This is a genomic window from Xanthomonas massiliensis (assembly GCF_900018785.1).
Lineage (GTDB): Bacteria > Pseudomonadota > Gammaproteobacteria > Xanthomonadales > Xanthomonadaceae > Xanthomonas_B > Xanthomonas_B massiliensis.
In genome coordinates, this window is record NZ_FCOY01000006.1 from 70,643 (window position 1) to 92,911 (window position 22,269).

19 protein-coding genes are annotated in these 22,269 nt (G+C 72.6%); 14 read left to right on the forward strand and 5 right to left on the reverse strand.

What is annotated here, in order from left to right:
* Positions 1–14 precede the first annotated feature (14 nt).
* From BN3794_RS03670 to dmpH, 5 genes are read left to right on the forward strand one after another with little or no spacing between them, the layout of a single operon-like run.
* Positions 15–203, forward strand: coding sequence for a tautomerase family protein (locus BN3794_RS03670; RefSeq protein ID WP_066093567.1), 189 nt, complete (start codon positions 15–17; stop codon positions 201–203).
* On the forward strand, positions 200–985 hold the full coding sequence (locus tag BN3794_RS03675) for a fumarylacetoacetate hydrolase family protein (RefSeq protein WP_066093570.1): 786 nt from the start codon (positions 200–202) through the stop codon (positions 983–985). The genes BN3794_RS03670 and BN3794_RS03675 overlap by 4 nt, the downstream gene beginning before the upstream one ends.
* Before the next feature lie 43 nt (positions 986–1,028).
* Entirely contained in the window at positions 1,029–1,964 is a 936-nt protein-coding gene (locus tag BN3794_RS03680) for an acetaldehyde dehydrogenase (acetylating) (RefSeq protein ID WP_066093573.1), read from the forward strand.
* A gap of 17 nt (positions 1,965–1,981) precedes the next feature.
* Positions 1,982–3,034 carry a 4-hydroxy-2-oxovalerate aldolase gene (dmpG, locus tag BN3794_RS03685; RefSeq protein WP_066093575.1) on the forward strand — a complete coding sequence of 351 codons (1,053 nt, stop codon included), beginning with the start codon at positions 1,982–1,984 and terminating at the stop codon, positions 3,032–3,034.
* A complete protein-coding gene (dmpH, locus tag BN3794_RS03690) occupies positions 3,031–3,822 on the forward strand; it encodes a 2-oxo-3-hexenedioate decarboxylase (protein ID WP_066093578.1) in 792 nt (263 codons plus the stop codon). The genes dmpG and dmpH overlap by 4 nt, the downstream gene beginning before the upstream one ends.
* 77 nt (positions 3,823–3,899) lie before the next feature.
* On the opposite strand, the gene gloA is transcribed toward dmpH, so the two are convergent.
* The 4 genes from gloA to BN3794_RS03710 all read right to left on the reverse strand — a co-directional run bounded on the left by gloA (position 3,900) and on the right by BN3794_RS03710 (position 8,050).
* Entirely contained in the window at positions 3,900–4,433 is a 534-nt protein-coding gene (gloA, locus tag BN3794_RS03695) for a lactoylglutathione lyase (protein WP_066093581.1), read from the reverse strand.
* An 84-nt stretch (positions 4,434–4,517) separates the two neighbouring features.
* Entirely contained in the window at positions 4,518–5,540 is a 1,023-nt protein-coding gene (locus BN3794_RS03700) for a copper resistance protein B (RefSeq protein ID WP_066093584.1), read from the reverse strand.
* Positions 5,537–7,492: a copper resistance system multicopper oxidase gene (locus tag BN3794_RS03705; RefSeq protein WP_066093587.1), complete on the reverse strand. Its 1,956-nt coding sequence runs from the start codon at positions 7,490–7,492 to the stop codon at positions 5,537–5,539. Before BN3794_RS03705 ends, BN3794_RS03700 begins: the two co-directional genes overlap by 4 nt.
* A gap of 120 nt (positions 7,493–7,612) precedes the next feature.
* Positions 7,613–8,050, reverse strand: a complete 438-nt coding sequence (locus BN3794_RS03710; protein WP_066093590.1) for a CopL family metal-binding regulatory protein — start codon at positions 8,048–8,050, stop codon at positions 7,613–7,615.
* A gap of 135 nt (positions 8,051–8,185) precedes the next feature.
* Here BN3794_RS03710 and BN3794_RS03715 point away from each other — a divergent pair, with 135 nt between their 5' ends.
* The 6 genes from BN3794_RS03715 to BN3794_RS03740 all read left to right on the forward strand — a co-directional run bounded on the left by BN3794_RS03715 (position 8,186) and on the right by BN3794_RS03740 (position 16,171).
* Complete coding sequence (locus BN3794_RS03715; RefSeq protein WP_078059577.1) at positions 8,186–8,680, forward strand: heavy metal-responsive transcriptional regulator; 495 nt, start codon at positions 8,186–8,188, stop codon at positions 8,678–8,680.
* Positions 8,677–11,163: a heavy metal translocating P-type ATPase gene (locus tag BN3794_RS03720; protein WP_078059578.1), complete on the forward strand. Its 2,487-nt coding sequence runs from the start codon at positions 8,677–8,679 to the stop codon at positions 11,161–11,163. The genes BN3794_RS03715 and BN3794_RS03720 overlap by 4 nt, the downstream gene beginning before the upstream one ends.
* Before the next feature lie 476 nt (positions 11,164–11,639).
* On the forward strand, positions 11,640–11,852 hold the full coding sequence (locus tag BN3794_RS03725; protein WP_066093593.1) for a heavy-metal-associated domain-containing protein: 213 nt from the start codon (positions 11,640–11,642) through the stop codon (positions 11,850–11,852).
* Between the two features lie 70 nt (positions 11,853–11,922).
* The gene (locus tag BN3794_RS03730; RefSeq protein ID WP_066093596.1) at positions 11,923–13,035 is read left to right on the forward strand and encodes a PLP-dependent cysteine synthase family protein; all 1,113 of its coding nucleotides are present in this window, start codon (positions 11,923–11,925) and stop codon (positions 13,033–13,035) included.
* Between the two features lie 41 nt (positions 13,036–13,076).
* Entirely contained in the window at positions 13,077–15,104 is a 2,028-nt protein-coding gene (locus BN3794_RS03735; RefSeq protein WP_066096934.1) for a M3 family metallopeptidase, read from the forward strand.
* A 71-nt stretch (positions 15,105–15,175) separates the two neighbouring features.
* Entirely contained in the window at positions 15,176–16,171 is a 996-nt protein-coding gene (locus tag BN3794_RS03740; RefSeq protein ID WP_066093599.1) for an SH3 domain-containing protein, read from the forward strand.
* Between the two features lie 297 nt (positions 16,172–16,468).
* Here the strand turns inward: BN3794_RS03740 and fabA are convergent, their stop codons facing one another.
* A complete protein-coding gene (gene fabA / locus BN3794_RS03745; protein ID WP_066093602.1) occupies positions 16,469–16,993 on the reverse strand; it encodes a 3-hydroxyacyl-[acyl-carrier-protein] dehydratase FabA in 525 nt (174 codons plus the stop codon).
* A gap of 205 nt (positions 16,994–17,198) precedes the next feature.
* Here fabA and dinB point away from each other — a divergent pair, with 205 nt between their 5' ends.
* The 3 genes from dinB to BN3794_RS03760 all read left to right on the forward strand — a co-directional run bounded on the left by dinB (position 17,199) and on the right by BN3794_RS03760 (position 22,260).
* Positions 17,199–18,275 (forward strand): DNA polymerase IV, encoded by a 1,077-nt coding sequence (gene dinB, locus BN3794_RS03750; RefSeq protein ID WP_066093605.1) that lies wholly within the window; start codon positions 17,199–17,201, stop codon positions 18,273–18,275.
* A gap of 104 nt (positions 18,276–18,379) precedes the next feature.
* Positions 18,380–21,139: a TonB-dependent receptor gene (locus BN3794_RS03755; RefSeq protein WP_066093608.1), complete on the forward strand. Its 2,760-nt coding sequence runs from the start codon at positions 18,380–18,382 to the stop codon at positions 21,137–21,139.
* Between the two features lie 2 nt (positions 21,140–21,141).
* Positions 21,142–22,260, forward strand: coding sequence for a hypothetical protein (locus BN3794_RS03760; protein WP_066093612.1), 1,119 nt, complete (start codon positions 21,142–21,144; stop codon positions 22,258–22,260).
* The last annotated feature ends 9 nt before the right edge of the window (positions 22,261–22,269 follow it).

Sequence of the window (22,269 nt, forward strand, 5' to 3'; positions counted from 1 at the left end):
AGGAAAGATCCCCCATGCCCATCATCCATGTGACCCTCGTCCAGGGACGCGACGAGGACAAGATCCAGCGCTTCATCCGCGAAGTGGCCAGGCTGGCCGCCGATACCCTCGATGCGCCGCTTCAGACCGTCCGGGTGATGGTCGAGGAGGTGCCGCCGACCCGCTTCGCGGTCGGCGACCGGCTCAGGAGCGACCCGGCATGACGGGCCCGACCCCGGTGGAACAGTGGGCGCACGTCCTCCACCGGGCGCTGCGCAGCGCCACGCCGGTCGCGCCGCTGGCCGGGCGCGTGGACGGGATGACGATCGAGACGGCCTATGCCATCTCCGAGCACCTGCTGCGGCTGCGCCTGGAGGAGGGCGAGCGCGTCGTCGGCCGGAAGATCGGGCTGACCAGCGCGGCCGTGCAGCGCATGCTGGGCGTGGACCAGCCCGACTTCGGCACCCTGACCGACGCGATGGGGCACGAGGACGGGGCGTCGATCCCGCTGGCCGGCATGATCGCGCCACGCATCGAGGGCGAGATCGCCTTCATCCTCGAGCGCGACCTGGCCGGTCCGGGCATCACCGCGCACGACGTGCTGGCCGCCACTGGCGCCCTGGCGGCGTGCTTCGAGATCGTCGACTCGCGCATCGCCGACTGGAAGATATCCATCGCCGATACCGTGGCCGACAACGCCTCGGCCGCCGCCTTCGTCCTCGGCCGCGAGCGCGTCTCGCCGCTGGGCATCGACCTGGGCACCTGCGGCATGGTCGTGGAGAAGAACGGCCAACTCGCCGCCACCGGCGCCGGTGCCGCGGCGCTGGGCTCGCCGGCCGCGTGCGTGGCCTGGCTGGCCAACCGGCTGGGCGGATTCGGCATCCCGCTGCGCGCCGGCGAGGTGGTCCTTTCCGGGGCGCTGGTGCCGCTGTGCCCGGTCGCGGCCGGCGACCGGCTGCGCGTGCGCATCGGCGGCATCGGCAGCGCCAGCGTCCGCTTCACCTGATGGCGTGCTTCCCGCACCCCTTCCCACTCCAGGAGGAATACCCATGAGCGTCAAGGCAGCCATCATCGGCTCGGGCAACATCGGCACCGACCTGATGATCAAGATCCTCCGGCATGGCCGGAACATCGAGATGGCCGCGCTGGTCGGCATCGATGCCAGGTCCGACGGCCTGGCGCGCGCGGCGCGGCTGGGCGTGGCGACCACCCACGAGGGCATCGACGGCCTGCTGGCGCTGCCGGGCTTCAAGGACATCCGCATCGTCTTCGACGCCACCAGCGCCGGCGCGCATCCCGATCACGACCGCGCGCTGCGCAAGCACGGCATCAAGGTGATCGACCTGACCCCGGCGGCGCTCGGGCCGTTCGTGGTGCCGGTGGTGAACCTGGACGCGCAGCTGGATGCGCCCAACATCAACATGGTCACCTGCGGCGGCCAGGCGACGGTGCCGATCGTGGCGGCGGTGTCGCGGGTGGCGCCGGTGCACTACGCCGAGATCGTCGCCTCGATCAGCAGCCGGTCCGCCGGTCCCGGCACCCGCGCCAACATCGACGAGTTCACCGAGACCACCAGCAAGGCGCTGGAGGAGGTCGGCGGGGCGCGGGTCGGCAAGGCGATCATCGTGCTCAACCCGGCCGACCCGCCGCTGCTGATGCGCGACACCGTGTACACGCTGAGCGATCCGGCCGACCAGGACGCGATCGCGCGCTCGATCGCGCGCATGGTCGCCGAGGTCCAGGCCTACGTGCCGGGCTACCGGCTCAAGCAGCAGGTGCAGTTCGACCTTATCCCGGCCGACCGGCCGGTGAACGTGCCCGGCCTGGGCCTGCGCAGCGGGCTCAAGACCAGTGTGTTCATCGAGGTCGAGGGCGCGGCGCACTACCTGCCGGCCTATGCCGGCAACCTGGACATCATGACCAGCGCCGCCCTGGCCTGCGCCGAGCGCCTGGCCGAGACCCGCCTGCTGCCGCAGGCGGCCTGAGCACCGAGGACGATCCCATGGCTCCCGACCCGAACAAGAAGCTCTACATCTCCGACGTGACCCTGCGCGACGGCAACCATGCCGTGCGCCACCAGTACAGCGTGCAGAACGCGATCGACATCGCCCGCGCGCTGGACGAGGCGAAAGTGGATTCCATCGAGGTCGCCCACGGCGACGGCCTGCGCGGCTCCAGCTTCAACTACGGCTTCGGCGCCCACAGCGACGTGGAATGGATCGAGGCGGTGGCCGCGACCGTCAAGCATGCCAAGGTGGCGACGCTGCTGCTGCCCGGCATCGGCACCATCCATGATCTCAAGGCCGCCTACGACGCCGGTGCGCGCATCGTGCGCGTGGCCACCCACTGCACCGAGGCCGACATCTCCCGCCAGCACATCGAGTACGCGCGCAAGCTCGGCATGGACACGGTCGGGTTCCTGATGATGAGCCACATGACCACGCCGCGGAAGCTGGCCGAACAGGCCAAGCTGATGGAGAGTTACGGCGCGACCACGGTGTACGTGGTGGACTCGGGCGGGGCGATGAACATGCAGGACATCCGCGAGCGCTTCCGCGCGTTCAAGGACGTGCTGGACCCGCGGACCCGGACCGGCATGCATGCGCACCACAATCTCGGCCTGGGCGTTGCCAACTCGATCGTCGCGGTGGAGGAGGGCTGCGACCGCATCGACGCCAGCCTGGCGGGCATGGGCGCCGGTGCCGGCAACGCGCCGCTGGAGGTGTTCATCGCCGCGGCCGACAAGCTCGGCTGGAACCACGGCTGCGAGCTGTACAGGCTGATGGACGCGGCCGACGACATCGTGCGCCCGCTGCAGGACCGCCCGGTGCGGGTGGACCGCGAGACCCTGGCGCTGGGTTATGCCGGGGTCTATTCCAGCTTCCTGCGCCACGCCGAGGTGGCGGCCCGCAAGTTCGGGCTCAATACCGTGGACATCCTGGTCGAACTGGGCCGGCGGCGCATGGTCGGCGGCCAGGAGGACATGATCGTCGATGTCGCCCTGGACCTGCTCGACCGGCGCAAGGACGCCGCGGCCTTGCAGGTGCCGGCATGAGCGGCGCCGACCGCGAGGCCGTGCAGGCCTGCGCCGGACGGCTCGACGCGGCACGCCGCGAAGTGCGCGAGGTGACGATGGTCACCGCGGACAATCCCTGGATCGACGTCGAGCGCGCCTATGACGTCCAGGAAGCGCTGCGCGACCTGCAGCAGGCACGCGGCCTGCGCATCACCGGGATGAAGATGGGCCTGACCTCGTACCCGAAGATGAAGCAGATGGGCGTGGAAACGCCGATCTACGGGTTTCTGACCGACGAGCTGGCGGTCGACGACGGCGGCTCGGTCGCGGCCGCGGCGCTCATCCATCCCAAGGTCGAGGCGGAGATCGCCTTCGTCACCGCGCGCGAGCTTCGCGGCCCGGGCTGCGACGAGGCGGCGGTGCTCGCCGCGACCGCCTTCGTGCTGCCGGCGATCGAGTTGATCGACTCGCGCTACCGGGACTTCAAGTTCGACCTGCCCAGCGTGATCGCCGACAACACCTCCGCCGCGCACTATGCGGTCGGCTCGCGGCCGGTGCCGGTGGCCGGGCTGGACCTGGAGACCCTCGGCGTGGTGCTGGAGAAGAACGGCCAGGTGATGGAGGTGGGGGCCGGCGCGGCGGTGCTCGGCAACCCGGCCAGGGCGGTGGCGATGCTGGTCAACATGCTGGGCGCGCGCGGCCAGGCCCTGCCGGCCGGCAGCCTGGTGCTGGCCGGCGCGGTGACGGCGGCGATTCCGGTGGCGGCCGGCGATTCCGTCCTGGTGCGCGCCGACGGCCTGGGCACGGTGGGTTTCCGCCTGCGCTGACCGGCGACCGGCGGGGGGCGCATCCCGGCGCTGGGCCGGCTCCACGTGCTCGCACGGCCGCGGCGGTGCCCTGTCGCTCAGGGACGGTCGTAGCGGGTGTTGGAGATGATTTCCACCCAGTAGCCGTCCGGATCCTTGATGAAGGCGATGTCCTTCATGCGCCCGTCGCTCAGGCGCTTCTGGAACGGCACCTCCAGCGCCTCGAAGCGGGCGCAGGCGGCCGTCACGTCCGGCACCGACACGCAGATGTGGCCGAAGCCGCGCGGCTCGCTGTTGCCGTTGTGGTAGACCGGGCCGGGCTCGGTGTCGGTGCCGTGGTTGAAGGTCAGTTCCAGCACGCCGGGGATTCCGGCCATCCACACGCGGCGCTCGGCGTCGGCCTCGGGAATGGCAGCGTCGGCCGGCAGGATCGCCAGGAAGTACAGGCTGAACTCGGCCTCGGGGAAGTCGCGCTGGTCGATCAGGCGGAAGCCGAGCACGCGGGTGTAGAAATCCAGCGATGCGGCGATGTCCTTGACCCGCAGCATGGTGTGGTTGAAGACGAAACCGGCGGTTTCCGGCGCGCGTTCGGCGGCCACGCCGGGCTGGTGCTGGAGGGAGCTGAGCGTCATGGGGTGCCTCGGATTCAGGGGCGCAAGGGATGCACGGATTCTAAGGGCGCCGGGCACGTCGTGCGCCGGCGCCCTGGCGCCGAGTCAGAACCAGACGCGCACGCCGACCACCCAGCGCGTGTCGCGCGCGCGCTCGCCGTCGCCGCGGGCCAGGTCGGCGCTATCGCCGAAGCGGCGCGCGTGGACCACGCCGAGATAGGGCGCGAACCGGCGGGTGATCTCGTAGCGCAGGCGCAGGCCGGCCTCGACCGAGGACAGGCCGGCCCCGGTGCGCGTGGCCGGATCGGTCCGGCCGTGCCACCACGCTTCCACGCGCGGTTGCAGGATCAGCCTGTTGGTCAGCAGCACGTCGTAGTCGGTCTCGAACCGGGCGGCGGTACGGCCGCCGCTGCCGAGGTAGGCGGTGGCCGAGACCTCGAACTTGTAGGGGGCTAGCCCCTGCACGCCGAACGCGGCCCATTGCCGCGACGGCATGCCGCCGGGACCGTCATCCAGGCGCACGCCGACCAGCGCATCCCACCACGGGCCGGCGGCGTGGCCGTACAGCGCTTCGAGGTCGGCCGCGGCGAGCCGGCCGCGGACGCGCTCGCCCTCGCTGCGCAGCCACAGCCGGTCGATGTCGCCGCCGATCCAGGCGCTGCCCTCCCAGGCCTGGCCGCGGCCGGGATCGGCGTTCCAGGTCTCCAGCCGGTCGAGCAGCACGTAATGCCGGGTCGTGGCGCCGTGCACCATCGCGCCATGCGACAGCACCGGGAACGCGGCGGCGCGGTCGGCGTCGGTGGGGGGCGGGATCGGCGTGCGCGGCAGCGTGGATGGCATGGTCGCGCCCGGCTTCGGCACGCAGTGGCCCATCGCGGCGTGTTCGGGTGGACAGGCCGGATCGACGGGCATGGGTTGCGATGTGGAGGACTTCGGCACGCAGTGACCCATTGCGGCATGTTCGGGGGGGCAATCCGGATCGATGGCGGGCATGGTCGGCATGTCCATCGCCGGCCTGCTCATGGCCGGCATGTCCATGGCGGACATGGCCTGCGCGTGGGCGGCATGCGCCGGGATGCCGAGGATTGCGGCCAATGCGATGGCCAGCGCGTGGCGGGAGGCGTTCATGCGGCGTCCTCCACGCGCAGCTCGCGCATCATCCCGGCTTCCATGTGGAACAGCAGGTGGCAGTGCCAGGCCCAGCGGCCGAGCGCGTCGGCGCGCACACGGTAGCTGCGGCGCGTGCCCGGCGGCATGTCCACGGTGTGCTTGCGGACCTGGAAGGCGCCGTCCGCGTCCTCCAGGTCGCTCCACAGGCCGTGCAGGTGGATGGGGTGGCTCATCATCGTGTCGTTGACCAGCACGATGCGCACGCGCTCGCCGTAGTTCAGCCGCAGCGGCTCGGCACCGGCGAACGGGATGCCGTCGAAGGACCAGGCGAACTTGTCCATGTTCCCGGTCAGGTGCAGCTCGATCTGGCGCGAGGGTTCGCGCCCGTCCGGGTCGGGGAACAGGCTGTGCAGGTCGGCATAGGTCAGCACCTTGCGGCCGTTGCCGCGCAGGCCGACGCCCGGGTCGTCCAGGCGCGGGGCGGTGGCGTCGCTGCGCATGTCCACCAATGGGTTGTGGCGCTCGCTGGCCGGACGATGGACGCCGGCGGGCAGCGCGAGGGCGCCGGCGGCGGCCGTCGTGCCGGGCGTCCCCGCAGGATGCATCGCGGCCGGGGCCATGCCCGCCATCGCCATGCCGGCATGGTCCATCGTGGCGTGATCCATCGCGGCGTCCATGCCGGGCATCGCCATGCCGCCGTGCTGCATGCCGCCGTGGTCCATCGCCGGCATCGCGCCGGCCTGCGCGGTGGCGTCGTGGAGCGAGGCGGGATTCGTCGTGTCGTGCGCCATGCCGGGCATGCCGGCCATCGCGCCCATGTCGTGGCCCATGTCGGCCATGGTCAGGATCGGGCGCGGATCGAGCGCCGGCACCGGCGCTTCCAGCCCCGGGCGCACGGCCAGGGTGGCGCGGGCGTAGCCGGTGCGGCCCATGTCCTGGGCGAACACGGTGAAGGCATCCTGGCCGGACGGCTCGACGATCACGTCGAAGGTCTCGGCCACGGCCATGCGCAGCTCGTCCACCGTCACCGGATGCACGTACTGCCCGTCCACGGCGACCACGGTCATCTTCAGGCCGGGAATGCGCACGTCGAAATAGGTCATCGCCGAGCCGTTGATCAGGCGCAGCAGCACGCGCTCGCCGCTGCGGAACTGGCCGGTCCAGTTCGCCGCCGGCGGCAGGCCGTTGACCAGGTAGGTGTAGGTGCCGGCATCGACGTCGGACAGGTCGGTGGGCGTCATCCGCATGCGTCCCCACATGCCGCGGTCGGCCAGCGTGGCGCGCAGGCCGTCTCGGCGCGCGTCGCGGACGAAGTCGCCCACGGTGCGCTGGTGGCGGTTGTCGTACGCGGGCATCTTCTTGAGCCGGGCGTACAGCGCGTCAGGGTCCAGGTCGGTCCAGTCCGACAGCAGGACCACGTGCTCGCGATCCCAGCGGCAGGGCGGCGGCTCGCGCGGATCGATGACCAGCGCGCCGTACAGTCCGGCCTGTTCCTGGAACATCGAGTGGCTGTGGTACCAGTAGGTGCCCGCCTGGCGCACCTCGAAGCGGTACAGGTACGCCTCGCCCGGGGCGATGCCGTCGAAGCTCATGCCCGGCACGCCGTCCATGTCGGCGGGCAGCACGATGCCGTGCCAGTGCAGCGAGGTGACCGCATCGGGCAATGTGTTGGCCACGCGCACGCTGACGGTATCGCCCTCGCGCCAGCGCAGGATCGGCGCGGGCAGGCTGCCGTTGACGGTGACGGCCGGGCGGGGGCGGCCGGTGAGATTGACCGGGCTCCGGCCGATGGCGAGGTCGAAGCCGGTGCCGGCCAGTTCCGGCGCGGGCGAGAAGGCATTGGATGGCGTGCCGGCGGCGAAGGCCGGGCGCATCCATGGGGCGAGGCCGGCGGCGATGCCGCCCAGCGCGAGCCCCTGGACGAAGCGGCGGCGCGCAGGCTGCCGCGGGAAATCGGGAATGCGGGACATGGGGTTGACCTGATCGGGCCGGCGCGAAGATGCGAGGGGCGGTACGACGCGCACGGCGAACACGGGCACCGGTGCGTCTTCACGACGCGCCGGCAACAGCCTCCGCAAGGAGGCGGGCGATCAGGCCGAGGCGATGGGCGGGCGGTGCAGGGGCACGCGTGGCGGCGACGCCGATGCGGCATGGACGCTGGCGAAGCGGGTCGGCAAGGGGCGCATGGCGGCCAGCACCGGCAGCGCGGGCAGCACGGCGACCGAGGCGCCGACGGCGTGGCAGGGATGCGGGCAGTGGAGGCCGTCCGGATGCGGGGGCTGGCCGGGATCGCAGCAGTCGTGGCCGTGGCCGGCCATCGCCGTGCCCGCGGCGTGGTGCATCGGCATTGGCATCGGCATGGCCGCCGGTGCATGCCCGCAATCCGCATCCTCGTCCAGGGCGGCCATGCCGTGCGCGTGCGCCGGCATCGCATCGCCCGGCATCGGCGCGGCCGCCAGCGCCGCCGGCCCGTTCAGCACGAGGCAGAGGCACAGCAGCAGGCGCAGCAGCAGCGGGAACGGCGACATGCCGCCATTGAACCACGAAGCCGGCCGCGCCGGGCAAGCACCGCATGCCCGCGCAGGACAAGCGGAAACGGCGCTTGAACGCCGCGGCCGCGATGCTTGACCCTGGAGCCGGCTCCAGGGTTTAGGCTGCGCGCCATGGACCCGAAGACCGCCCGCAGCTTCACCATCGGCACCCTCGCCCGCGCCACCGGGGTGTCGCCGGATACGCTGCGCTGGTACGAACGCCAGGGCCTGCTGCCGGCGCCGCGGCGGCGCCCTTCCGGCTATCGCGAATACGACGGCGACGCCGTGGGCCGGGTGCGATTCGTGCGCGGGGCCAAGGAGCTGGGCTTCAGCCTGGAGGACATCGCCGGCCTGCTGCGGCTGCAGGCCGACCCCGAGCATGGCGTGGACGGCATCCGCCGCCAGGCGCAGGCGCGGCTGGCCGAACTCGATGCGCGCATCGCACGGATGACGGCGATGCGCGACGCGCTGGCCGCGCTGGTGGCCGCCTGCCCCGGCGAAGGCGACCCGCAGGCCTGCCCGATCCTCGGCCGCATCCATGCCGAGGGCGCCCCGGTGCCGGTATGCGGCCATCCCGGCCCCAGCGACAGGACCACGCCAAAGCCCAGCGGCAAGGCGAAGCGATGAGCGCCGCGCGCATCGAGCTGCCGATCGGCGGCATGCGCTGCGCCGCCTGCGCGAGCGGGCTGGAGCGCGCCTTGAACCGCGCGCCGGGCGTGCGGGCGCAGGTGGACTTCGCCGGCGAGCGCGCCCGCATCGACTACGACCCGGCGCAGGCCAGCGTGGCCGGACTGGTCGAGCGCATCGGCAAGGCCGGCTACGCGGTGAAGCCGGCGCGCGCCGATTTCGACATCGACGGCATGACCTGCGCCGCTTGCGCCGCCTCGATCGAGCGCGTGCTCGGCAAGGCGCCGGGCGTGCTGGCCGCGCGCGTCAACCTGGCCTCGGCGAGGGCACAGGTGGACTACCTGCCCGGCGCGATCGACCCGGCCGGGATTGCGGCACGCATCGGCAAGGCCGGCTTCGGCGCCCGCGAGGCCGGCATCCCCGGCGCCGCCGCGCTGGCCGCGCGCGAGGCCGCCGAGCGCACGGCCTGGCGCCGGCAGCGCGCGATGTTCGTGCTGTCGGCGGCACTGAGCCTGCCGCTGCTGGCGCAGATGGCCATGATGTTCGGTGGCGGCGGCCACGCCGGCATGCACGCCGAGCTGCCGCGCTGGCTGCAGTGGGCGCTGGCCACGCCGGTGCAGCTGTGGATCGCCGCGCCTTTCTACGTGGCCGGCTGGAAGTCGCTGCGCAACGGCAGCGCCAACATGGACGTGCTGGTCGCGCTCGGCACCGGCATCGCCTGGCTGTACAGCACCGTGGTCACGGTGGTCGGCCTGCACGGGCAGCACGTGTATTTCGAGGCCAGCGCGTCGATCGTCACCCTGGTGCTGCTCGGGCGCCTGCTCGAGGCGCGCGCCCGGCAGCGGACCACGGCGGCGGTGCGCTCGTTGCTGCAACTGGCGCCGGCGCGCGCCCGGGTCGAGCGTGACGGGCAGGTGGTCGAGGTGGATGCCGCCGGCCTTGCGCCCGGCGACGTGCTCGTGGTCGCCGCCGGCGCGCGCGTGGCGGCGGACGGGCAGGTGCTGGGCGGGTGCTCGAGCGTCGACGAATCGATGCTCTCGGGCGAATCGATGCCGGTGGCCAAGGCGCCCGGCGATGCGCTGTACGCGGGCACCGTCAACCAGGGCGGCATGCTGCGCGCGCGCGTCACCGGCGTCGGCGCGGACATGCTGCTGGCGCGGATCGCGCGCATGGTGGACGAGGCGCAGGGCTCGCGCGCCCCGATCCAGAAGCTGGCCGACCGCATCGCCGCGGTGTTCGTGCCGGCGGTGCTGGCCATCGCCACGGTGGCCTTCGCCGCCACCTGGGCGCTGGGCGGAACCTTCGCCACCGCGCTGGTGCATGCGGTGGCGGTGCTGGTGATCGCCTGCCCGTGCGCGCTCGGCCTGGCCACGCCGACCGCGATCATGGTCGGCACCGGCGTCGGCGCGCGCCACGGCATCCTGATCCGCAATGCCGAGGTGCTCGAACGCGCTTGCGCGCTGGACACGCTGGTGGTGGACAAGACCGGCACCCTGACCGAGGGCCGTCCGCGCGTGGTCGCGCTGCTGCCGGCGGCGGGCACGGCGGCGGGCGACCTGCTGGGGCTGGCCGCCGCGCTGGAGGCCGGCTCGGCGCATCCGCTGGCGCGCGCGGTGCGCGAGCATGCGGCCGGGGCGGGCGTCGCGGTGCCGGCGCTGGAGGATTTCGCCGACGTGCCCGGCCACGGCGTGCGCGGGCGCGTGGCCGGTCGCGAGGTCGCGCTCGGCGCGCCGCGCTGGGTGGCGGGGCTGTGCGGCATGCCGGCGGACGCGGTGCTCGACGATCGCGCGCGCGCGGCCCAGGCCGGCGGCCAGACCGTGGTCGGCGTGGTCCGCGACGGCGCGCTGCTCGGCTGGCTGGCGGTGGCCGACCGCCTGCGCGCCGACGCGCGCGCGGCGGTGCGGCAGCTGCAGGCGCTCGGCGTGCGGGTGACGATGCTGACCGGCGACAACCGCCACACCGCCGCCGCGATCGCGCGCGAGGCCGGCATCGCCGATTTCGCCGCCGAGGTGCTGCCGCAGGACAAGGCCGCGCAGGTGCGGCGCCTGCAGCAGGCGCATCCGGGCGCGGTGGGCATGGCCGGCGACGGCATCAACGACGCCCCGGCGCTGGCCGCGGCCGACGTCGGCTTCGCCATCGGCGCCGGCGCGGACATCGCCATCGAAGCCGCCGACGTGGTGCTGGTCGGCAGCGACCTGCGCGGCGTGGCCATCGCCATCGGCCTGTCGCGCGCGACCGTGCGCAAGATCCGCCAGAACCTGTTCTTCGCCTTCGTCTACAACGTGCTCGGCCTGCCGCTGGCGGCCTTCGGCCTGCTCAACCCGGTGCTGGCCGGCGCGGCGATGGCGCTCAGCTCGGTGTCGGTGGTGGCCAGCTCGCTGTGGCTGAACCGCTGGCACCCGCCGCGGGTGGCGCCGGGGCCCGGCGTTGCCGGCTCCCGCCGGGACGCGGTGACGGCCCATCCCGTGGCGAGCGGATCGTGACGCGAATCCGTGCGCTGGCCCGTCCGCCGTGCCGTGCCGCGCGAGTGCGCCGGCGATGGCCGGCGACTGCGCGTCGCGGCAGGGCACGCCGCGCGGCTTCCTTCCGCGGCACACGTTTCCCGGAGCCGGCCGACTCCGCGGGCATCGCCCGGGGAAGCCCGCCGGCCACGTGCTTCTTGGCGACGTCCCCGTGCCCCGCGGGCATGGCTGCCGGCGGCGACGCCGGTGGCCGAAGCCGGCCGAGCGCGGCGTCGCCCGGGTACGGCGCATGTTGCCGCGCCAGGTGGCCTGCGTGCGCCCGGTCCCGGCACCGGGCGCGACGGTCGGACGCCGCGGCACGTGTTTCCACGCCGTCAGTGGCCATCGTCCTTCGGCGGTGCTGCTCGGGCACGCGGACCGCGCCATTCCCGGCGCACCTTCCCCCGCCGGCGCGGCCCGACCGCATGCCGGCCCCTGAAAGACAGGAGAGACGCCCCATGCAACACATCGAATTCACCGTGGACGGCATGACCTGCGACGGCTGCTCGGCGCGGCTGAAGCGCGTGCTGGAGGCCACCGACGGCGTCCAGGCCGCCCGGGTCGAACGTCCGGCCCGGCGCGTGGCGGTGGACTACGACGCCGCCAGGACCGGCCCGGCGGCGCTGCGCGAGGCGGTGGCCGACGCCGGCTTCAGCGTCGTGGCCGCCTGAACGGCGGCGCGGGGGTGGCGGGATGCGCGATACTGCGCGCTTCCCGCCGTGTTGCCGCGAGCCGTTGTCGATGAATTCCCGCGACTGGGTGGCCCAGTCCATCCGCAAGATCGAGGCCGACTTCAACCGTTCGGCCGATACCCACCTGATCCCGCTGTCGCTGCCCGGGTTCCCGGACATCGACTTCTACTTCAAGGACGAATCCAGCCACCCGACCGGCAGCCTCAAGCACCGGCTGGCGCGCTCGCTGTTCCTGTACGCGCTGGCCAATGGCTGGCTGCGCGAGGGCGCGCCGGTGATCGAGGCCTCCAGCGGCTCGACCGCGGTGTCGGAGGCCTATTTCGCCCGGCTGCTGGGGCTGCCGTTCGTCGCGGTGGTGCCGGCCTGCACCTCGCCGGACAAGATCGCCGCGATCGAGTTCCAGGGCGGGCGCTGCGAACTGGTCGAGGAGGCCGGCGCGATCAACGAGGTGTCCGCGCAGATGGCGCGCGCGAGCGGCGGCCACTTCATGGACCAGTTCACCTACGCCGAGCGCGCCACCGACTGGCGCGCCAACAACAACATCGCCGAGTCGATCTTCCGGCAGATGGAGGCCGAGCAGCATCCCGAGCCGGCCTGGATCGTGTGCAGCCCCGGTACCGGCGGCACCAGCACCACGCTGGGCCGCTACGTGCGCTATCGCCGCCACGCCACCCGCGTGCTGTGCGCGGACCCGGAGACCTCGGTGTTCTTCGACTGCTACCGCAACGCCATCGCCGGCCATCCGACGCCGGAGCTGGTGCTGCCGTGCGGCTCGGGCATCGAGGGCATCGGCCGGCCGCACTACGAGCCCAGCTTCATCCCCACCTGCATCGACGCGATGACCAAGGTGCCCGACGCGCTGAGCCTGGCGGCGATGCGCTACGTCAGCGCCCGCCTGGGCCGGCGCGTGGGCGGCTCCACCGGCACCAACTTCGCCGGCGTGCTGGTGGCCGCGCAGTGGATGCAGGCCGAAGGCCGCGGCGGCTCGATCGTCACCATCCTGTGCGACTCGGGCGAGCGCTACGCCCACAGCTACTACAACCCGGACTGGTACGCGCGCCAGGGTATCGACGTGGCCGGGGCCGACGCCATCGTCGCCGCCGCGGTCGCCGGCGACGCGCCGCTGGTGTTGCCGGTCGCCGACTTGAACGGCGGCGCCTGAGACCGCATTCCTTCCCAACACCTGTTCGCGGGATTGCCATGATCGAAAACCCACTGCTCGACTTCTCCGGCCTGCCGCGCTTTGACGAGATCCGCGCCGAGCACGTCGGCCCGGCCATCGACACGCTGCTGGCGCAGGCCGAGGCGGCGGTGAAACGCGCCGAGACGGTGGCGCCGGCGACCTGGGACGGTTTCGTCGAGCCGCTCGACGATGCCACCGAGAAGCTGTGGCGCGCCTGGGGCCAGGTGGGCCACCTGCAGGCCGTAGCCAATACCCCGGCGATGCGCGAGGCCTACAACGCCAACCTGCCCAAGGTCAGCCGCTTCTCCAGCGCGCTCGGCCAGAACCTGGCGCTGTACGCGCAGTACAAGGCGCTGAAGGCGGGGCCGGAATGGGCGGGCTATTCCGGGGCGCGGCGCAGGATCGTCGATAACGCGCTGCGCGATTTCCGCCTCGGCGGCGCCGAGCTGGACGCGGCCGGCAAGGCGCGCTTCGCCGCGATCCAGGAAGAGCTGTCGGCGCTGTCGGCCAAGTTCTCCGAGCACGTGCTCGACGCCACCGACGCCTATGCGCTGTACGTGGAGGACGAGGCGCGCCTGTCCGGCATTCCCGCCGAGGTGCTGGCGGCGGCGAAGGCCGCGGCCGCGAAGGACGGAAAGCCTGGCTGGAAACTCACCCTGCAGATGCCGTGCTACCTGCCGGTGATGGCCCATGCCGACGACCGCGCGCTGCGCGAGCAGCTGTGCCGCGCCTATTTCGTGCGCGCCTCGGAACTGGGCGGCAATCCCGAGCTGGACAACACCCCGGTGATGCGGCGCCTCCTCGCCCTGCGTGCCGAGCTGGCCGGCCTGCTCGGCTTCGCCGACTACGCCGGGTATTCGCTGGCCACCAAGATGGCCGAAAGTCCTGCCCAGGTGCTCGGTTTCCTGCGCGACCTGGCCGCACGCGCCCTGCCGCACGCGCGCCGCGACCGCGACGAGCTGGAGGCCTTCGCCCGCGAGCATCTCGGCCTGGAGCACGTCGAGGCCTGGGACCTGGCCTACGCCAGCGACAAGCTCAAGCAGGCGCGCTACCGCTTCTCCGAGCAGGAGGTGAAGCCGTACTTCACCGAACCGAAGGTGCTGGCCGGCCTGTTCGGGCTGATCCACGACCTGTACGGCCTGCAGGTCAAGCCCGACCGTGCGCCGGTGTGGCACCCGGACGTGCGCTTCTTCCGCCTCGAACGCGCGGACGGCACCCTGGTCGGCCAGTTCTACCTGGACCTGTACGCGCGCGAGGGCAAGCGCGGCGGGGCATGGATGGACGATTGCCGCAACCGCCGCGACCGCGCCTCGGGCATGCAGACGCCGCTGGTCTACCTGGTGTGCAACTTCGGCAAGGGCGGCGACGGCCGGCCGGCCACCTTCACCCACCGCGAGGTCATCACCCTGTTCCACGAGATGGGCCACGGCCTGAACCAGCTGCTCACCGAGGTCGGCGACCTCGGCGTGGCCGGCATCAACGGCGTGGAGTGGGACGCGGTGGAGCTGCCCAGCCAGTTCATGGAGAACTTCTGCTGGGAATGGGCGCGGGTGCAGGCGATGACCGCGCACGTGGACAGCGGCGAACCGCTGCCGCGCGACCTGTTCGACCGCATGCTGGCGGCGAAGAACTTCCAGAGCGGCATGTTCACCGTGCGCCAGCTCGAGTTCGCACTGTTCGACATGCAGCTGCACACGGGCTTCGATCCGGCGCGCGAGGACGTGCTGGCGCTGCTGGACGCGGTGCGCGCCGAGGTGGCGGTGAACCTGCCGCCGGCGTGGAACCGCTTCCCGCACCAGTTCAGCCACATCTTCGCCGGCGGCTACGCGGCCGGCTACTACAGCTACAAGTGGGCCGAGGTGCTCAGCGCCGACGCCTACGCCGCCTTCGAGGAGGCGCCGGACCAGCTGGCCGCGACCGGCGCCCGGTTCCGCGAGGAGATCCTCGCGCGTGGCGGTAGCCGTCCGGCCGCGGAGAACTTCCGGGCGTTCCGCGGGCGCGAACCGGACCTGGACGCGCTGCTGCGGCACAGCGGCATGGCCGGTTGATGCCGTGCCGACACGGACATGCGGCATGCTGGTGCCCATGTCCGGGTGGCCGGGCGCCTAGGGAGAGAGCGATGAGACGATGGATCCTGGCGGGCATCCTGGCGACATGCGCGGCCGCGCCCGCCGCGCAGGCGCAGAGCTGGTTCGGCCACGCGCTGGTCAGCGCCAACCTGCGGGCCGGGCCGGACGCGGGCTATCCGCGCGTGGCCACCGTGCCAGTGGGCGATGCGCTGGAGATCTACGGCTGCGTCGGCGACTGGTCCTGGTGCGACGTGCAGTGGCGCGACGTGCGCGGCTGGATGTCGGCGGACCTGATCGGCTACGACGATGCCGGCGAGGTGGTGGACGTCTACGACTACGGCCCGGACCTGGGCCTGCCGGTGTTGGCCTTCGCTTTCGACCTGTATTGGTCCGGCCACTACCGCGACCGGCCCTGGTACCGCGAGCGCAACCGCTGGCGCGACTTCCGCCCGGCGCCGCATCCGGCCCGGCCGACCCGTCCGGCCAGGCCGTTGCCGCCAAGGCCGGGGCAGGGACAAGGACAGGGGCCAAGGCCGGGACAAGCGTCGGGACAGGGCCCGCGGCCGCCGGCGCACGCCGGTCCCGGCAATGCGGGAGGCCCGCCCGGCCGTGACCGTCCGGGGAACGGGGCGCGTCCGCCGGCACCGGTGCGGCCCGGCGCCGGTTCTGGAGCCGGACCGCGCCCGGCGTCGCCCGTACGTCGCGGTCCCGACCTGCACCTGCCCCCGGGTGCCGGACAGAACACTGCGCCGTCGCCTGGCCAAGGCGCTCCGCACCGCCCGCCGTCCGCGCCCGGCAATCCGGGCGGATCGTCGCCGGAAACGGGGGCCGCGCGGCCGCATGGCGGCCAGGGCCCCGGCGCCGGCCGTCCCGGCGGGACACCGCCGCAGCGGGCGCCGTCGCCCGCACGCCCGGCGGTGGCGCCGGCGGCCCCGCACACGCCGCCGCGGCCCGCCGCCGCACCGGCGGAGCGCCCGGCGCATCCGCCGTCCAGGCCCGCGGCCGCCGGCCACGACGACGAGCATGCCCATCACGAGAAGAAGTGATCCGGGAAAGCCATCCGGCCGCGTGCACGCCGCCTGGCGCGCCCGGCGGGGCGCGGGGCGGGGAGCCGGCCCGCGCGGGCCGGCTCGGAAACTGTCGGTGGAGGTGAACATGCCCACCCGCCGGTCCTTGGCGGTATAGATCCGGTGGCCGTCCACGCGCATGCGGGCGTCGATGGCCACGACGACGGGCATGCCCATCGCGAGAAGAAGTGATCCGGGAAAGTTATTCGTCCGCGTGCATACCGCCTGGCGCGCGCGGCCGGGCGCGGGCAGGGAGGCCGGCCCGCGCGGGCCGGCTCAGAAACTGTCGGTGGAGGTGAACATGCCCACCCGCAGGTCCTTGGCGGTATAGATCTCGCGGCCGTCCACGCGCATGCGCGCGTCGGACACGGCCATCACCAGCTTGCGGTTGATCATGCGGCTGATGTGGATCTCGTATTCCACCAGCCGGGCCTGCGGCAGCACCTGCCCGGTGAACTTGACCTCGCCGCAGCCCAGGGCGCGGCCGCGGCCGCGCGCGCCGCTCCAGGTCATGAAGAAGCCGGTGAGCTGCCACATCGCATCCAGGCCCAGGCAGCCGGGCATCACCGGGTCGCCGTGGAAATGGCAGCCGAAGAACCACAGGTCCGGGCGTACGTCCAGCTCGGCGCGGACGATGCCCTTGCCGTGCTCGCCGGCGGCCTCGCGGATCTCGGTGATGCGATCGAACATCAGCATCGGATCGTCGGGCAGGCGCGCGGCGCCGGGGCCGAACAGCTCGCCGCGGGCGCTGGCCAGCAATTGCTCGCGGGAATAGGCGTGGGGACGTGCTTGTTCGGTCAAGGGAGATGCCTGCAGCAAGGGAACGATGGACCTGCAAGCGTGCACGCCGCCATCGCCACCGGCAAATGGCGATGGCCGATACGGCGCCGCACGGTCGCGCCGCGTGCGCGCCTATCCTGCTGAAACGGCGGCGGAAATCGCGGATGGTGCGACATCGCGCCGTATCATGGGCGCCATGCCGTTCGCTGCCGTAGGGTCGCCTTCCATGCGCAAGATCATCCATGTGGACATGGATGCGTTCTATGCCTCCGTGGAGCAGCGCGACGACCCGGCGCTGCGCGGCCGGCCGGTGGTGGTGGCCTGGCGCGGCGCGCGCTCGGTTGTGTGCGCGGCCTCCTACGAGGCGCGCCGGTTCGGGGTACGTTCGGCGATGCCGGCGCTGCGCGCCGAGCGGCTGTGCCCGGACGCGGTGTTCGTGCCGCCGGATTTCCCGCGCTACAAGGCGGTGTCGCGGCAGATCCGCGAGATCTTCCTCGGCCATACCGACCTGGTCGAGCCGCTGTCGCTGGACGAAGCCTTCCTCGACGTCACCGTGCCCAAGCAGGCGCTGGGCAGCGCCACCGCCATCGCCACGCGCATCCGCGCCCAGATCCTGGAGCAGACCGGGCTGACCGCCTCGGCCGGCATCGCGCCCAACAAGTTCCTGGCCAAGATCGCCTCGGACTGGCGCAAGCCCGACGGCCAGCTCGTGGTGGCGCCGGTGCGGGTACAGGCGTTCCTGGCCGGCCTGCCGGTCGGGCGCGTGCCGGGCGTGGGCAAGGTGATGGAGGCGCGGCTGGCGCACCTGGGCATCGCCACCGTGGGCCAGCTGCGCGAGCGGCCGCTGCAGGAGCTGCAGGCGCACTTCGGCAGTTTCGGCCAGGGCCTGTACGAGCGCGCGCGCGGCATCGACGAGCGGCCGGTGCAGCCGCACCGCGAGGTGCAGCAGGTGTCCTCGGAGGACACCTTCGCCGAGGACCTGCCGCTGGAGGCGCTGGAAGCGCCGATCCGGCAGCTGGCGGACAAGACCTGGCAGGCCGCCGCGCGCCATGCCGGACGGCGGCCGCGCACGGTCGTGCTCAAGCTCAAGACCGCGCAGTTCCGGACCCTCACCCGCAGCCTCACGCCCGAACGCATGCCGCGCACGGGCGCGGAGCTGGGCGAACTGGCGCAGGCGATGCGCGCGCGGGTGGAGTTGCCGCCGGACACGCGCTACCGCCTGGTCGGCGTGGGCCTGGCCGGGTTCCTGGACGCGTCCGCGGATACGGGCGTGGCGCAGCCGGAACTGTTCGACGCGCCGTGAGCGGCCGCGCCGGTATCTGAAACCGGCGTGTCATCGGGTGTCGCTAGATTGCGGGGCTGCCTTCCGGGGACGAAGGCGCTCTCCTCCCACACCGATCCAACGCCATGGCCACCCTGCAACGCCCGCTGTGCGCAGCGATCCGCCTGCTGCTGCTTTCCGCCTGCCCGTTGGCGGCCCACGCCGCCGAGCCCGCGCCCGATCCCGCCGCCGATGCGCCGCCCCGGGACGAAGCCAAGACCCTGGATGCCGTGCAGGTCGCCGGCTACCGGGCCGCCGCCACCGCCGCGGTGGACGCCAAGCGCGACAGCAACGTGGTGATCGACGCGGTCAGCGACGACGACATCGGCAGCCTGCCGGACCTGAGCATCGTCGAGTCCGCGCGCCGCATCGTCGGCCTGTCCACCGTCGCCGGCATGGACACCTCGCGCAACCGCGACCTGTACGAGCGCGTCACCATCCGCGGCCTGGATCCCAAGTACAACCTGATCACCATCGACGGCGTGCCGCTGGCCAGCAGCGAGACCGACGTGCGCGGCGCGCGCCTGGACCAGCTGCCCTCGCCGATGGTGTCGAGCATCCAGGCGGTCAAGACGCTGACCGCCGAGTACGACCCGCACGGCCTCGGCGGCCAGGTCAACCTGGTCACGCGCAGCGCCTTCGACAACCCCGACGGCTTCATCGTGGTCAACGGCGCGCTCGGCCATGCCTCCAGCGCCGGCGGCTTCGTCGAGGGCGACAAGCCCTCGCAGAAGGCCAACATGACCGCCTCCAGGGTGTTCGGCGATCGCGGCCAGCTCGGCGTGGTGGTCTCGGCCGACTGGCAGAAGCTGTGGTCCACCTCGCACAGCCAGCTGCCGGGCGACGATGCCAGCGGCTGGACCTACTACACCGCCAGCGGCGGCACCACGCCGTTCGCCGACCAGTCGCGCGATGGCATCCTGGTGCCGGTGCGGCCGCAGGAATACCGCTTCCAGGACGAGCGCACGCGCAAGGGCGTCAACGGCAAGGTCGAATACCAGTTCGAGGACGGCGGCGAGCTGTCGCTGTTCGCCGGCCACTACGAGGACACCGACGAGGAACTGCGCAGCGAGCAGCTGGCGCTGCCCGGCGGCGCGCCGACCGCGGTGACGGCCGACGGCGGCAGCGTCGCGTCCGGACGCTTCCAGCAGGGCATCGTCTACCAGCCGCAGGAGCGCAAGACCTCCATCGCCACCCTCAAGGGCGCGTTCCAGCCGGCCGAGCGGGTGCACCTGGACTTCACCGCCTCCTGGTCGAAGGCCACCAGCGACCTGACCCGCGACATGTACAAGTGGGCCTCGGACATCACCCCGGGCACCAAGACCAACACCAACGCCGCCGACTACGGCTACGGCTACACCATCGACGGCGGCAAGGTGGTGCTGGACTACCCGTCCACCGCGCGCGCGCTGGATCCGGACTCCTACGACCTGTACTACCTGCGCAACATCGACCGCCGTTCCGAATCCACCGTCGGCTACCTGGCCGGCAACCTGTCGCTCAACGCGCAGGCCGACGACGAGGGCCTGGGCGCGCGCTTCGGCTGGGCGCACACGCGCACGCGCCTGACCAACGACCAGACCTACCGCGAGTGGTATGCCAAGGACGCCGCCTCGCAGGTGGCGATCGGCGGGCTGACCGACTACATCTACGGTGGCCGCTGGAGCAGTACGGTGATGAGCGGCATCCCGTACTTCGTGGTCGATCCGGCCAAGGCCGCCGCGCTGATCGCCAACCACCCCGAGTGGCTGGCCGAGGCCGACCGCACCGCCGACGACTACAGCGGCGACTTCAAGGACGTGGAGACCGTGACCGGCGCCTATGCCGAGGCGGTGTTCCGCAGCGAGCGCCTGTACGCGGTGGCCGGCTTCCGCTACGACAGCACCGACGTGGACGTGACCACCTGGTCGGTGCAGGACCCGAGCCAGCCGAGCCTGTACTCGCCGGACAAGCGCCAGGGCGGCTATACGCACATGCTGCCCTCGGCCCTGGTCACCTGGCGGCTCAACGACGATTCGCGCCTGACCGCGGCGGTGAGCAAGACCATCGGCCGGCCGGACTACGGCCAGTACGCGGCCACCACCAGCTACAGCGTCACCAGCGCCGACACCCTGGCCATCAGCCGCGGCAACCCCGACCTCAAGCCGCGCCAGTCGCTCAACCTGGACCTGTCCTGGGAGTGGTACCTGCCCGACGGCGGCCTGGTCTCGGCGGCGGCGTTCCAGAAGAAGATCCGCAACGAGATCTTCACCGCGGTGCGCGCCGGCGAACCGACCACCTACAACGGCGTGCTCTACCAGGACGTCACCGAGAGCACCCCGATGAACTCGGCCCGCGGCAAGGTGCGCGGCCTGGAGCTGAACTACGTCACCGGCGCGCTGGAGTTCCTGCCGCCGGCGCTGAAGGGCCTGGGCCTGAGCACCAACCTGACCCTGCTCGACGGCGAGTTCGACATCCCCGCCAGCGATGCCGCGATCGCCGACGGCGCCGCGGCCACGCGTCGCAGCAGCGGGCTGATCCAGCAGCCGGACTACATCGCCAACGCCACCGTGTTCTACCTGCGCGGGCCGTTCGAGGCGCGCGTGTCGTGGAACCGGATCGGCCGCGCGCTGCAGGTGGCCAGCAGCGACACCGCCGAGCGCGACCTGTACGCCGAGCCGCGGCAGCAGCTCGACCTGCAGCTGCGCTACGCGGTCAATCCGGCCTGGGACGTGATGTTCCAGGCGCAGAACCTGACCCGCGAGCCGTTCGTCATCAAGCAGGGCCCGGGCCGTGCCTACGTGAACAACTACTTCCCGGTCGGCTCCACGCTGTGGCTCGGCTTCAGCTGGCACCCCAAGGGATGAGTATGGCCATCGACACCTTGCCCGCGCGCACCGCGGCCGCCGCGCGGCGCGCCGGCGCGCTGGCACTGCTGGCGCTGGCCTGGACCACGGCTGCGGCGGCCGAGGCACCGCCGGCCGCGGTCGAGGACGGCACCGTCCACCTGGCCGTGCGCCTGGTCAAGCGCGGCGACGGCACCGGCGTGCCCGCCTTGCGTGCGGCATCGTGCCCGGCCTGCCGCCAGGGCCACGACCCCGCGTTCGAGAAGGACAACCCGCGCGAGACCGTGCTCGACCTGCACGTGCCGCGGCAGCGGCAGCTGGAACTGCACTTCGACCGTGCCGGTACCGCCTACCGGCGCGCACTGCTCGGCTACGAGGACCTGGCGCTGCAGCAGCAGGACGGCGCGCTCGTGCTGGTGCTGCCGCCCCAGGACGGCGACCGTACCGACGCCGCCGAGCTGAGCACGCGGATCGCCGAGCCGGGCCTGATCCTGCGCCTGGAGCACGACGACCCGCTGCGCCGCGACGGCGACTATCGCGCCCAGCGCGGCGGTGGCCCGATGCCGGCGCGCCTGGCCGCCACCCAGCTGGAATTCGCCATGCGCGAGGCCGCCCGCGTCCTCGGCCTGGGGCGCAAGGTGGAGGAGGAGAAGCTGGGCACGATCCACATCATGGGCTTCGACACCAACGACCCGGGCGGCCATCGCGATGCGCCGGCCCACGTGCACATGCACATGCGCTGGCCCGACGTGGCCGGTACCCAGATCGCGCACTACTACCTGGACGAGGCCGGCACGCCGCGCCGCAATCGCGTCTCCTACCAGCGCCTGTCGGCACCGGACCGCGAGTTCGGCGCCGGCGAGACCTTCATCACGATCGATCGCCTGGGACGGCCGGTCTACCGCCACACTATCGGCAAGGACGGCGCGCTGACCCTGGCCGATGCACGCGGGCGCGCCTGCCGCATCACCCCGGCCGAGGAAGGCGGCTTCGCGCACGGGGCGCAGGTGGCCTGCGACGGCGCCGCGCCGATCGGCGTGCGGGTGGAGGATGATCTCGCCGCCGGCCTCATCCGCGCCCGGCTCGGCGGGGTCGTGGAGACCTGGCGCTACGACCCGGACAGCGGCCGCCTGCTGCCCTGAGGCGGTGGC